General features: G+C 60.9%; 10 protein-coding genes, 1 tRNA gene and 1 pseudogene. 4 read left to right on the top strand and 8 right to left on the bottom strand.

Translation table 11 applies throughout. The features are described from left to right. Positions 1 to 49: 49 nt before the first annotated feature. Positions 50 to 820 (top strand): thiazole synthase, encoded by a 771-nt coding sequence (locus B3527_RS06255; protein ID WP_290479109.1) that lies wholly within the window; start codon positions 50 to 52, stop codon positions 818 to 820. Here B3527_RS06255 and B3527_RS06250 read toward each other — a convergent pair whose 3' ends face one another. The 4 genes from B3527_RS06250 to B3527_RS06235 form a co-directional block, all read right to left on the bottom strand. Next, a complete protein-coding gene (locus B3527_RS06250) occupies positions 821 to 2,191 on the bottom strand; it encodes a GntP family permease (RefSeq protein ID WP_290479108.1) in 1,371 nt (456 codons plus the stop codon). Continuing rightward, positions 2,182 to 3,201, bottom strand: coding sequence for an SMP-30/gluconolactonase/LRE family protein (locus tag B3527_RS06245; RefSeq protein ID WP_290479107.1), 1,020 nt, complete (start codon positions 3,199 to 3,201; stop codon positions 2,182 to 2,184). The genes B3527_RS06250 and B3527_RS06245 overlap by 10 nt, the downstream gene beginning before the upstream one ends. Next, the gene (locus B3527_RS06240) at positions 3,198 to 5,564 is read right to left on the bottom strand and encodes a glycoside hydrolase family 3 N-terminal domain-containing protein (protein ID WP_290479106.1); all 2,367 of its coding nucleotides are present in this window, start codon (positions 5,562 to 5,564) and stop codon (positions 3,198 to 3,200) included. The genes B3527_RS06245 and B3527_RS06240 overlap by 4 nt, the downstream gene beginning before the upstream one ends. A 148-nt stretch (positions 5,565 to 5,712) precedes the next feature. After that, a complete protein-coding gene (locus B3527_RS06235; protein WP_290479105.1) occupies positions 5,713 to 6,657 on the bottom strand; it encodes an isopenicillin N synthase family dioxygenase in 945 nt (314 codons plus the stop codon). Positions 6,658 to 6,849: 192 nt separating this feature from the next. Here B3527_RS06235 and B3527_RS06230 point away from each other — a divergent pair. After that, positions 6,850 to 6,939: transfer RNA gene (locus B3527_RS06230), tRNA-Ser, on the top strand. Here the strand turns inward: B3527_RS06230 and B3527_RS16965 are convergent. The 4 genes and pseudogenes from B3527_RS16965 to B3527_RS06210 all read right to left on the bottom strand — a co-directional run. Then, positions 6,910 to 8,556: pseudogene (locus tag B3527_RS16965) on the bottom strand (recombinase family protein); the annotation flags it as partial. The gene B3527_RS06230 and the pseudogene B3527_RS16965 sit on opposite strands and share 30 nt — an antisense overlap. Beyond that, a complete protein-coding gene (locus B3527_RS06220) occupies positions 8,553 to 8,945 on the bottom strand; it encodes a helix-turn-helix domain-containing protein (RefSeq protein ID WP_009802170.1) in 393 nt (130 codons plus the stop codon). The gene B3527_RS06220 and the pseudogene B3527_RS16965, both read right to left, overlap by 4 nt. Then, entirely contained in the window at positions 8,942 to 9,301 is a 360-nt protein-coding gene (locus tag B3527_RS06215) for a toxin-antitoxin system TumE family protein (protein ID WP_009802169.1), read from the bottom strand. Before B3527_RS06215 ends, B3527_RS06220 begins: the two co-directional genes overlap by 4 nt. After that, complete coding sequence (locus B3527_RS06210; RefSeq protein ID WP_206740500.1) at positions 9,298 to 9,576, bottom strand: hypothetical protein; 279 nt, start codon at positions 9,574 to 9,576, stop codon at positions 9,298 to 9,300. The genes B3527_RS06215 and B3527_RS06210 overlap by 4 nt, the downstream gene beginning before the upstream one ends. A gap of 220 nt (positions 9,577 to 9,796) precedes the next feature. On the opposite strand from B3527_RS06210, the gene B3527_RS06205 reads away from it, so the two are divergent. Continuing rightward, positions 9,797 to 10,993, top strand: coding sequence for a hypothetical protein (locus B3527_RS06205; protein ID WP_009802168.1), 1,197 nt, complete (start codon positions 9,797 to 9,799; stop codon positions 10,991 to 10,993). Between the two features lie 126 nt (positions 10,994 to 11,119). Then, positions 11,120 to 13,177: a ParB/RepB/Spo0J family partition protein gene (locus B3527_RS06200; RefSeq protein WP_112062389.1), complete on the top strand. Its 2,058-nt coding sequence runs from the start codon at positions 11,120 to 11,122 to the stop codon at positions 13,175 to 13,177. The last annotated feature ends 77 nt before the right edge of the window (positions 13,178 to 13,254 follow it).

The raw sequence follows: 13,254 nt of genomic DNA, 5'->3' as shown, positions 1-13,254 counted from the left end.
CTCAGCTATTTGCGCCATCCAGCTCTTGCAGACCAGACAGGTTAGAATTTTGACAGATCCCCTTATCATCGCCGGCAAATCCTATAATTCCCGCCTGATCGTGGGCACGGGCAAGTATCAGACTTATCAACAGAACGCGGATGCAGCGCGGGCTGCTGGCGCGGAGATCGTCACCGTGGCTTTGCGGCGCGTGAACTTGTCGGACCCGAACGAAGAGCGGCTGACAGACTTTGTGAAACCAGACGAATTTACTTATCTGCCAAATACAGCCGGATGTTACACGGCGGATGAAGCTGTTCGCACGCTGCGCCTGGCGCGCGAGGCCGGTGGCTGGAATTTGGTGAAGCTGGAAGTGCTGGCTGACCAGAAGACGCTCTATCCGAACATGCCGGAGACGCTTGAGGCAGCCAAAGCCCTGATCGCCGATGGGTTTGAGGTCATGGTTTATTGTTCCGATGATCCGGTCTACGCGAAGATGCTGGAAGACGCAGGTTGCTGCGCGATCATGCCGCTCGGTAGCTTGATTGGGTCAGGCCTCGGAATTATGAATCCGGTCAATATCCGTCTCATTGTCGAGCAGACACGAGTGCCGGTGATTGTCGATGCGGGTGTCGGAACGGCCTCGGACGCCGCGATTGCCATGGAACTGGGCTGTGATGGCGTGCTGATGAATACGGCCATTGCCGCCGCGAAGAATCCGATCCGGATGGCCAATGCCATGAAACATGCGGTGATCGCCGGTCGAGAGTCCTATCTGGCCGGGCGGATGCCAAAAAAGATGTATGCGGATCCAAGTTCGCCGCTTGCGGGCCTGATCTGATCAGAACAACGCGAGTGCTGCGTACAGGATCAGGCACATCAAAAATCCTACCACGCTGATCAGCGTGGTAGAGACGGTCCATGTACGCAGTGTCTCACCTGGCGTGATGCCGAAGATCCGTCCAACGAGCCAAAAGCCACTATCATTCACATGGCTGCCGGTTGTTGCGCCCGCGGCAATCGCGATGGCCACAATACCTAGCTGCGGGGCGGAGAGATCGGCCATCGCCACAATGGGCGCGGTCAGGCCGGCTGACGTTATCATGGCAACCGTGGAGCTGCCTTGGGCGAGCCTCAGGATGACGGCGAGTACATAGCCCGCCAGAAGCGGACCAAACCCCAGACCAAGCGCGGCATTTGCGATCTGCTCGCCAGCGCCTGTGTCCACAAGAACCTGCTTGAACGCGCCGCCCGCGCCAGTGACGAGGATGACTGCGCCTGTAGGCTCGAATGCGCGGGCCATCGCGTCCGACATCAATTTCCGGCTCTGGACGGTCTTTGGATAAAGCAGCAGCCAGGATGCGCCGCATGCAATCAGGAGCGCGCTAAATGGATGCCCGATGATTTCAAGCACATATTTGATGGGGCCGTCCGGCAAGATTCCCGCAAGCGTGCCCAACAGAATCAGGACGAGTGGCAGCGTAATCAGGAATATGGCCCGTTCGGGCTGTGGGATGGGCCGGGTTGTATGATTGCTGGTTTCGTCCAGTTCGAAGGCCGGATTGCCGATTGGCATGCGGTTGCGCTGCTCCAAAAACGCCGCGAAGAGCGGACCGGATACGGCCAGCGCGACGCAGCCTGTTATTGCGCCGAAGAGGATAACCCAGCCGAGGTCCGCGCCTATCAGCTCCGCGATGGCGATCGGTCCCGGCGTGGGCGGTAGGAAAGCGTGGCCGACCGCGAGCCCTGCCATGAGCGGGAGACCAAGAGACATGGCGGGTTTCAGCCGGTCATGAGCCATGGTGAGGATCAGGGGTGCGAGTATGATGAGGGCAACATCGAAAAAGACAGGTGTGGACGCCAACAAGCCAATGCCGGCGATCTTCCATTGGTTCGTTTTGAAGCTGGATGAGGTAGAGAGTTTTGAAGCCAGGGCATCGAGCGCCCCAGAGGCCTGCAGGATCGCGCCGAACAACGCGCCAAGCCCGATGACTGTGGCAATGAACCCCAGCGTGCCGCCCAGGCCTTTTGCCAATGTATCGAAGGCTTGTTCTGGGGCCATGCCCGCAGCCAGGGCACTGAATATGCTGACCAGTAGCAGGGCCGCGAAGGCATTCATCCGCGCACGCAATATCAGCGCAAGCAGTGCCGCAATACCAAACCCGGTTGCCAGCAGGGGGCGGTAGACGAGGATCGCTTCGGTCAGCTCCATGCGAGGCCAATTGATGTCGTTCTGATGCGCATGAGTGTGTCATGTGCGGTCATGTAAAGTGTGCGGCCGTCTGCGTCGCCGAAGCAGCAATTGGCAGTTGCCTTGCCGGTGTTGATCCGGGCAAGGGGTTTGCCGTCCGAGGCCAGAAGGAACACGCCGCCCGGGCCCGTTGCAAAGATGTGACCCGAACGCGTCACAGCCATCCCGTCCGGCAGGCCCGGAGCCGTGTCGGACATGAACGGCTTGGCGTCAAAAAGCACCGAACTGGAAGAACCATCAGGTGCCATGCGCAGGATGACCGGCTGGTCGGGATCCGATTGGCTAACATAGAGTGTCTGGCTGTCTGGTGACAGCACGATGCCATTCGGGAAAGTCATTGTATCGATAAGGCGGGTGATTTCTCCATCTGGTGACAGACGGTACACGCCGTTGGCATCTTGCTCCTTCAGGGGAGAGTCATTCATGCCCTCCAGCCCATAGGGCGGATCGGTGAAGAACAGGCTTCCGTCAGGCCCTTCGACAACATCGTTTGGGCTGTTGAACTTCTTGCCATTGAACGTGGCGGCAATGATCTCACGATGCCCGGTTTCGAAGTCCATTCGTTCGACCGCGCGACGACCATGGTTGCAGATGAGAAGTGAGCCATCGTGAGAAATAGCCAATCCATTGGCGCCCGGTTCGCGGAAACCCGTCGCCTGCTCACGTGCAACGCCCGAAGGGGCCAGGAATTCCGTCGCGCCGCTGGCTTCTGACCATTTCCACGCAATGTTCTCCGGTACATCGGTAAAATACAGGCAGTTGCGTGCGCGATCCCAGACCGGCCCTTCACTCCATGTATAACCGGAGGCCAAAACCTCCAGTCTTGCGAAAATATCCAACAGGGAATGGGCTTCCGCATCGAAGATCTCGAGATCGGGATTGGACGCCTTTCCGATCGGAGTGGTGGCGCAAGCCGAAATCAGGGTGGCTGCGGCGGCAGACCCCATGAAGCCACGTCGCGTTTGTTTCATTCTACATGTGTCCTTGTGGCAATTGCGCTGGCTGGAACGTTCGTGTGGTAAGCCTGATCAATGATGACCTCCGCGCGCGCCCGAATGTCGTCAGCGGATGCACCCACCATGAATTCGATCTTACCGGGTTCTACGATCCAGCCGTCCCGTGCCGTGTAGTACGCCATCTGGTCGGGGGTCAGGGTGAAGCTCACTGTGCGGGATTCACCAGCCGGGATATGGACTCGCTTGAATCCGCGCAGTTCTCGTTTCGGTCGGGCAATCGTGGCGAGCGGATCACGCATATACAGCTGAATCACCTCATCAGAATCGACGTCTCCGGAATTTGTGACCTTGATGCTCAAGGTGAATTCATCTGCATCGGTTGTTGCGATCAGGTCACCATATTCGAAGCTGGAATAGGTCAGTCCATGACCGAAGGGGAAAAGCGGCGTGATCGGAATATCGATGAACCGGTTCGTGTCTTTCGACAGGTCCGGGTCAGCGGGGCGCCCACCGGGATATTCGGAATAGGTGTGCGGCACCGCACCGGTGCGTCGCGGAAATTCGATAGGTAGGCGACCCGCAGGGGAGACATCACCCCATATCACGTCAGACAGCGCGTTTCCGGCTTCAATGCCCAGCATCCATGTGTTGAGCACGGCATTAGCGGCTCCAACTTCCTGTTCCATTGCGAGCGGCCGTCCCGTCACCAATATGATCGTAACGGGTTTGCCGATCTCAAACATCGCCGCGGCGAGGGCGGACTGGTTCTGGGGAAGGGCAATATCTGAGCGGCTGCGCGCTTCCCCGGACAGGTCGAAATCCTCCCCGATCACCAAGAGAATATGATCGGCGGCCGACGCAATCTCCACAGCAGCCTCAATAGAAGAATCCGCGTCATTTGAAGGATGCGCGCCGGCTGCATATGTAATGGTGGTGCCGTCAGGAGCGTTTTGTTGCAGGCCCTCAAGCAATGAGACGACATCCTCGACCTTGCCTTGTGCACGCCAAGAGCCGAGCTGAGTCAGCTTGTCTTCCGCCAAGGCACCGATAACGGCGATTTTCTGAGGGGATTTGGAGAGTGGCAGAACCTGGTTTTCATTCTTCAGGAGCACCGTTGATTTCACCGCGGCTTCGCGTGCTGTGCGTCGGAATTCATGGCTCAGCAGAGTTGTCTTTTCCCGTTCTGCATCGTGATAGTCCATCGGTTCGTCAAACAGGCCCAATCGCTCTTTTGTCGTCAGTATACGGGCAACTGCCGCGTCGAGATCATGTGTCAGGCATTCATCTGACTGCACAGCGGTCTTGATCCTGGTTGGCAGGACCATGCTGGTCATGTCCATGTCGACGCCCGCGCGCAGGGCAAGCACTCCCGCCTGTTCTTCAGATTCGGCCACGCCGTGATTCATCAATTCAGCGACTGCATTCCAGTCGGACACGATCATGCCGTCAAAGCCCCACTCGCCCCGCAATACATCATCGATGAGATATTCATTGGCTGTGGACGGAACCCCGGCGACATCATTGAACGCCGTCATCATGGAGCCGGTGCCAGCCTTCGTGGCGGCGTAGAAGGGAGGCAGATAGGTTTCGAACAGGCTTTGATCGCTGATGTCAGCAGACCCATAGTCGCGGCCGCCAGTTGGGGCACCATATGCGCCGAAGTGTTTCGTCGCAGCGAGAATGGTGTTTGGGGCTGCCAGGCTTTCGCCCTGATAGCCCTCGACCTGCGCGACTGCCATACGAGACCCCAGATATGGGTCCGCACCAGCACTCTCGACGATTCTGCCCCATCGCGGGTCACGCGCAATGTCGACCATCGGGGCGAACGTCCAGTGAAGGCCTGCTGACGACGCCTCGTCAGCGGAGATGACGGTGGCTTCCCGCCAGACGTCTGGATCCCATGATGCCGCCATTGCCAGTGGTACCGGAAAAATCGTTCGGTAGCCGTGAACTACGTCCATCGCAAAGAGGAGCGGGATGCCCAGACGGCTTTCTTCAATGGCGACCTTTTGGAGCTCACCCAGCGGCTCAGCGCCCGCAACATGAAGATAGGAGCCAATCTCGCCATTCCGGACTTTGCCGAGTTCTTCAGGGGTGAGCTTTGAATTCAGCGACTTGCTGCGGCCACCTGCGGCCTGGTTTAATTGACCGAGTTTTTCATCAATGGTCATCTGGGCCACCAACGAACGTACGCGCTGTGATGCACTCGTCAGACTCACATTCGGCGTGCAGGCTCTGGCCTCGGAAATGTCAGAAACGACGGTGTCAGCGGGTGCGGTAGGCGCTTGCACAGGCGTGGCGCAAGCGGTCGCCAACAAGGTGGTCGCCAAGGCGCCAATCGCAAGCCGGCGCTTCGTGCCCGTGTAAGCATCGGTCATAATTCCCTCCCCATAAGTGTCGCGTCGACCACGTTTCGTTAGCGCAATCATTGGGGGAGTGGCTATTTATGTCAACGCTAACATTTTCCCGTCCAAAAGAGTGTTCGATGTCTGTGACCGTTTAGTGCAGCGGAGCATTAGGTCTACGTCAGGCCTTTACGAGGCCGATCTCGCGGAGCCGTTCCATGAGATAATCCTGAGCCGCGATCGGGGCTTCGGCTTTGCCGCCTTCAGCGACACAGCGAGGTAGCGCTTCGATCAGGTAATCCTGATTGAAATGCAGAAAGAAGGGCGTCGAGTAGCGCGGGAATTTTGCGCGCTCGGCAGATGGGTTAAGCACGCGGTGCGTTGTCGACGGCAGTACACCGCCCGTCAGGCGCTGTAGCATGTCTCCGCAATTGATGACCAGCGCGCCAGCGGGCGGATTAACGTCCAGCCATTCGCCTGAACTGTGCAAGACCTGGAGGCCGGCCTCCTCAGCACCCAGCAACAGCGTGATGACATTAATATCCTCATGCGCGCCGGCGCGGACCGTGTCAGCGGGTGGAGGAGTTTGCTGCGGGGGGTAGTGGAGCAGACGCAGGATCGAGTTGCCGAAATTGACCTTGTCGTCGAACCAATCCTCGGCGAGCCCAAGATGCAAGGCGACACCTTCCAGAATTTCTCGGCCCATTTCATCCAGTGCATCAAAAAGTGCGGTTGTGGCTCCGTCAAAGGCGGGTACTTCCGGGACGCTGGGTGTGTCGGCCATCGTCGCGCGATAGGGGCTGTCCTCCGGCAGGGCGCGGCCGGTGTGCCAAAATTCCTTGAGGTCGGCATGAGCGTTGCCTTTGGCGTTTTCCGTCCCAAAGGCCGTATAGCCGCGCTGGCCACCCCCTTGGCGTCCGTCGTATTTCAGCTTTTCCGCGTCCGGCAGAGCAAAGAAAGCCTTGGTCGCATCCAGATTGCGGTCAATCACGCCCTGATCGACTGTATGGCCGGACACCACTGCGAACCCTGTCTCTCGAAAGGAGCGGCAGAGCGCATCTCCGAACGCTTTTTTATCGGATTTGAACAGGTCGAACGGGACGGGTTTGAAATAGTCGGTCATCATTATCGGGGTCTCTGGCAAGAATTAGAGGGGAGATTAGCACAGAGGGATGGGCCGACCATACGTAACGCCACATATGTAGCAGTTGTGCGTGCAATTGAGTTTGGCCGTGCTTTCGTGGAGATTTTGACGGCTCCACCGAATTCAGGGGCTTGCGATCAGGATGGGGTTTCTCTAGACCCCATATTCCGCGCTGGAGAGGTGGCCGAGTGGCTGAAGGCGCGCCCCTGCTAAGGGCGTATACGTTAACGCGTATCGAGGGTTCGAATCCCTTCCTCTCCGCCATTTCGGTATAAAACTGGGCACGCCGTTCGCCGCCGATTCTGCGCTATTTGCGGCGGCTAGGGTTCTCAGAAGCTCGTTCTTCGATCCCATGATGCGCACTTCGCGCTCGTCGACCTCGACGCGCTGAGCTAACGCGCGCAGATGATCGCGCCGATAGCCGCCGCCCTCCAACCGCATTTTCTCGCGGGCCGCTGCGGCGAATCTCTCGATCATTTCCGGCGTGACGGCCTGATGAGTGGCGCTGTCGAGCATGGCTTCGGCGCGTTCCGCGTCGGTTTTCGCCTGATCACGAAGGACTTTCAGACCGGCGATGCGCTCTTTCAGCGCCGGATCGTCGAGGTCGGCGACGCCGATCTCGATGGCGTCGTAAAGGCGTTTCAGCCGCAGCTCCGATTCCGTTGCCCGCCGGTTCAGTTCGGCGATGTGCTCACGGCGGCGCTCAGCGCGCTCTTGCCGTCGGTCGAGCACATCGACGAGAACCTCTTCCAGCCGATCAGACGTCAGCAGACGCTCCTCCAGATGCTGAGCAACCAGCGTATCGAGCTTATCCATCGGGATTGTCCGGCCCTTGCAGCCAGTCTCGCCCTGACGCGCCTTGATCGAGCAGGCGTAGTAGCGGTAACGCCCGCTCTTGCCAGTGCGGATGGTCATGGCGCCGCCGCACTTGCCGCAAAAGCAGATCCCCGTCAGCAAGGTTGGTCCTGTCACTACGCGTGGCGGCGCGACCTTGGGATTGCGCGCCTGCATCAGCTTCTGCACGGCGTCGAAGGTCTTGCGGTCTATGATCGGCGGAACCGGAACCGTCACCAGGTCTTCCGGCTTGGTCGGCTCCTTGTTCTTGCGATGCTTGCCCCATTGATGCTCGCCGATATAGGTCCGCCGGGTCAGGATGCGATGAACCTGTCCGATGCCCCAGCGGCCGCCGTCTCGCGTGAAGATGCCCCTGCCATTGAGATGCGTGGCGATCGCTTTGACGCCCATGGCCCCGCGCGTTCCGTCCCCTTCCAGGGCGAGGCGATAGATCAGCCGGATCGTGTCGGCGTGCAGCGGATCGATCTCCAGTTTCTTCTTGGTCTTGGCGCCGCGCTGTTCGGCCGCGACCACGCGATAGCCGACGGGCGGGCGCGAGCCGTTCCAGAAGCCCTGGCGGGCGTTTTCCTTGAGCGCGCGCAGGACGTGCTTGGCGTTCTCCTTGGACTGATATTCATCGAACAGCGCCATGATCTGGCGCATCATGACGTGCATGGGATCGTCGCCCATCTCCTGGGTGATGGAGACGAGCTTGACGCCGTTCTTGGCGAGCTTCCGGACGTAGAACTCCAGCTCGAAATGGTCGCGGAAGAAACGGCTGAATGAGTGGACGACCACGATGTCGAAGGCTGAGGGCTTGGACGTACCCGCCTCGATCATGCGCTGGAATTCGGGGCGCTTGTCGTTCGTTGCTGACGCTCCTGGCTCCACATAGGTCTCGACGAGTTCGTAGCCGCGCGCCTCGCACCACGCTTCGCCCTGGCGTTTCTGGTCAGGGATCGAGACGTCATGCTCGGCCTGCCGCGTCGTCGAGACGCGCAGGTAAAGCGCGGCGCGGAGCTTCACGGCGTTTTGCGGTGCGTTCATGATGCGCCTCCCGCTGCCTTTCGCCATTCCTCGCCGGTCAACGTCAGATCAAGCGAAACACGGTCGTAGAGGACTCGCGGACGCCGCCGGCGCCCTTCCGGTTCCATCTCGACCAAACCGTATTCGGCCATCTTCTTCAGCGTTCGCGACAAGTTCGATTTGGCGCGCCCAGTCATCTCCGCCAACTCGTCAAGCGAAGCCGGTGCGCGTTCGGCGATGGTCCGCAACAGTTCGCGATTACCGGCTGACAGCACCTGGGCAAAGGACTCGGTCGATGTGAACCATACCTTCGGATCGTCCGGCCCCGGCTTTTGCTCGCCGCGGGCGATCCGCATGGTGCGGGCCTTCATCTCCTCATAATCGGCGATGCCGATCTTCAACGTCGTCATTGCAGTACGCCTCGCTCCTTTAACACTGCATCCACCGTCTCCCAGAAATCGACGATCAGGCTCGCGGCATCCTGATAGTCATAGGGACGCACGGTCCGGAGCCGGTGGCGGTGATCCTGCGGTTCTCCGCGTTTGCGGCGGCCGACAGGATGAGCATTGTCGAAGCCGACAAGCCGCTCGCCGTCAGGTCCGTGCAGCGTCAGCGAATAGTCGAGCCCATGGGGCTTCTCCGGGCTAACGGGCACGCGCGTAACGACGAACTTCACCCAATGCCTGCCCGCAGGGTCGATGACGAGCACCTGGCCATCGAGATCGAGCAAGGCGTCAAGGCTCGGATCGTATGTCTCCTCTGTCATATTAGGTTATCTTTAGATGATAACTTTGTCAAGGAGCCAACCGAACCCAAGGGGCCGAACAAATCGTCGAACAGATCACCGAACCAGGCCTCAAACACATCCACTTCGGACGAAGTGACCGGCACGCGCTTCAGCCACTCATCGGTGACGCGCCAGTCGGTCAACTCTGGTTCGGGACGTCCACGCGGCTTCGGTTCCGGAATCTGCGCGTAGTCGTAAAGATCAATTTTTGCCGCGCGCGAACGCTGCCGGCGTTTGGGTACGGAATTGGACATGAAGCGACTGTGCCGCCCCGTAGTACGCGGAGAAATGCTCCGCATCCGGGTGAAGCGTCAATGGCGGCGAAGACAGGTGTTCGGCGGTGCTGCGCCAAATGCCTGGCCAATCAAGACGAACATGTTCCCCGATAAAGAGTAAGAGTTCGGCGGCTTTCGCCGTGACGGGTTTGGAGGTCGAGAGAGAGGCTCTCGGCCGACCTGTCGCGGAGATTGACCCATGACCAACCTTGAAACCCTGGACGGCCGGCGCGACGCGAGCGGCGGCTACAAAGTCGATATCTCGCGCGGAGAGCGGATCGGCCGCGTCTCCTCGGAATGGTTTTCCCGGCCGAATGACGAGCGCTATCTGTCCCTGTCGGAGCTCTACGCGTCGGTGAAGGGCCGCGCCGAGCGCAGCCGCACGCGGACAGTCGAGAGCGCGGCGATCCGCGTTGAAGCCCATCGCGACGATCCGGAAAACCTGGCGCTCATCCTGCCCGACGCCGAGGCGCCGGTCGCGCCGACCCATTGGAGCTTCGGCCAGCTCGCCAGCCTAGTCAGCGCGCCGGCGGCCTATCTGCGCCAGCTCCCGGCGCCGCTTGCGGGCATCAACCTGCAATACGGGCTCACCTCGCACCGAGCCGAGCAGATCAAGACGCTGGAAACCGAAGACGGGCGCACGGAACTGCGCGCCGTCACCGGCCCGGATTATGGCCGCATCTACGACCACGAACTCGTGGCGGCCGTGCAGAAGATCGCGGGGAACGGAACTGGCGATACGCGCTGGAAAGTGCCCGGCACGCTCGACTGGTCGAGCGGCGTCTACAATCCGATGGTCGACATCACCAAGGACACGACCACGCTCTACGCCTCCGACCGAGACGTCTTCCTCTTCCTGGTCGACGACATGAACCCGATCGAGGCGGGCAAGCTGTCCGACGGATCTCCCGATCTCTATTTCCGGGGCTTCTATTGCTGGAATTCTGAAGTCGGCGCGAAGACGCTCGGCATCGCCAGTTTCTATCTGCGCGCCGTCTGCCAGAACCGCAATCTCTGGGGCGTTGAGGACTTCCAGGAAATTAGCATCCGACATTCCAAATACGCCGCCAATCGCTTCGCGCACGAGGCGGCGCCGGCGCTGACCCGCTTCGCTGACTCCTCGCCGCGACCCTTCGTCGAAGGCATTCGAGCAGCGCGCGAGCGCATCGTCGCCCACAGCGACGATGACCGCACCGACTTCCTCCGCAAACGGGGCTTCTCCAAGGCGGAGACGGCCAGAATCGTCGAGACAGTCCTCGCCGAAGAAGGTCGGCCGCCGGAGTCCGTATTCGATTTCGTGCAGGGCATCACCGCCGTCGCCCGGTCGAAGCCGCAGCAGGACACCCGGCTCGAAATGGAGGGCAAGGCGAAGAAGCTCCTCGAGCGCGCGGCGTAGCTGCGGCCGGCGCTCCGCCTTTCCGGTCCGTCGCTTCCTCAAGAGGAAGAGGCGGGCCGGGTTCTCCGTGACGGGTTTGGAGGTCGAGAGAGAGGCTTTCGGCCAGCCCGCCCACGGAGAACTGACATGACCAAGTCTCAGAAAATCACCCTCAGCGCCTCGCGCGACATCCCCTTCAACAAGCTGGTGCTCAGCCAGTCCAATGTCCGCCGCGTCAAGGCCGGCGTCTCGATCGACGAGCTCGCCGAAGACATCGCCCGGCGCACGCTTCTGTCCTCGATCACCGTCCGGCCGGTGCTGGATGAGGACGGCGCTGAAACCGGCATGTTCGAGATCCCGGCCGGCGGACGCCGCTACCGGGCGCTCGAACTGCTGGTCAAGCAGAAGCGTCTGAACCGCACGGCGCCCGTGCCCTGCATCGTGCGCACGGACGGCCTCGCCGAAGAAGACAGTCTCGCCGAGAATGTTCAGCGTGCGCCGCTTCATCCGCTCGACCAGTTCCGCGCCTTCCAGGCGATGCGCGAGAAAGGCAAGAGCGAGGAAGAGATCGCGGCGGCCTTCTTCGTCTCGGCGAACGTCGTCAAGCAGCGGCTCAAGCTCGCCGCTATCGCGCCATCGCTTCTCCACGCCTATGCCGAGGAGGAACTGACCCTCGACCAACTCATGGCCTTCACGGTCAATCCCGACCATGAGCGCCAGGAACAGGTCTGGGAGTCGATCAAACGGACTTATGCGAAACAGCCCTATGAAATCCGCCGCATGCTGACCGAAGGCGCCGTGCGCGCCTCCGACCGGCGGGCGCAGTTCGTCGGGCTCGACGCCTATGAGGTGGCCGGCGGCGCCATCCTTCGCGATCTCTTCCAATCCGACGACGGCGGATGGCTCCATGACGCTGGCCTGCTTGCGAAACTCGTCGATGAAAAGCTCGAAACCCATGCGGAAGCGATCCGCGCCGAGGGCTGGAAATGGATCGAGATCGGCACGGACTTTCCCTACGGCCATACCTACGGTCTGCGCCGGATCATCGGCGAGACCGAGCCGATGAGCGAGGACGAGATCGCGAACTTCCACGCACTGAAAGCCGAATACGATCAGCTTGAGGACGATTACGCCGACGCCGAGGAGTTCCCGGAAGATATCGACACCCGGCTCGGCGAGATCGAAACGGCGATGGAAGCCTTGCAGGAGCGTCCCGTCCGCTTCGAGCCGGATGAAATCGCCGTGGCCGGCGTCTTCGTCAGCATCGGCCATGACGGCCGCCTGCGTGTCGAGCGCGGCTATGTCCGCCCCGAGGATGAACCTTCCGTCGAATCCGACGGACAGGACGAGGTCGATGGGATCGACGCGTCTGACGAGGAGGACGTCGACGACGCTACGCCCCCTGATGCCAGCGACGAGGCGGAAGAGGAAGACGATGGCCTGAAGCCTCTCTCCGACCGCCTCGTCATGGAATTGACGGCGCATCGCACGCTCGCTCTGCGCGACGCGCTTGCCAACGATCCGCAGACGGCGTTCCTCGCCGCCTTGCACGCGATGGCGCTGCGGCTCTTCTACCACTATCCGCTGGATAGCTGCGTCGAGATCACCCCGCACAGCGCCGGTTTCGGCGCCCAGGCGCCGGGCCTTGGCGACACGGCTTACGCGCTCAGCATCGACGATCGCACGACGAGCTGGCTAGGGGCGCTGCCGAAAGCGCCTGAGGATCTGTGGGAGGCGCTGGTCGGGTTCGACAACGATAGCCGCGAGGCGCTGTTCGCGCATTGCGTCGCCATGACCGTCAACGCCGTCCAGGAACCGTACAACCGCCGTCCGCGGGCGCTCGCCCATGCCGATGTGCTGGCGGCGACGCTCGGGCTCGACATGGCGGCGACGGGCTGGGCGCCGACGGGCGAGAGCTATCTCGCTCGCGTCACCAAGGCCCGCATTCTGGAGGCCGTGCGCGAAGCGAAGGGCGAGAATGCATCCGACCGCATCGCCGGCCTCAAGAAACCGGACATGGTCGCGGCTGCCGAAGAGCTTCTCGAAGGAACCGGTTGGTTGCCCGAAGTGCTGCGCATGCCGGCTCTTCCCGACAGCGAAGCGCAATCGGCGGATAACGGCGGCGAACCGGCCATGGGCGATTACGCCGTCATCACCGATGATGAACCTGTCACCGGCAACGCCTTCGCCACTGCGGCCGAGTGACCGGGAGCCAAGCCCCCCAACGGCTCCCGCAGCCGCCCCTGGAGCCCGCCCAATGTGGCGGGCTCCTTCTTTTTTGC

The sequence above is a fragment of the Hyphomonas sp. UBA4505 genome, from assembly GCF_002388685.1.
GTDB lineage: Bacteria > Pseudomonadota > Alphaproteobacteria > Caulobacterales > Hyphomonadaceae > Hyphomonas.
The sequence above is the reverse complement of the archived record's forward strand: the minus strand, read 5'-3'. Positions and strand labels throughout refer to the sequence as shown.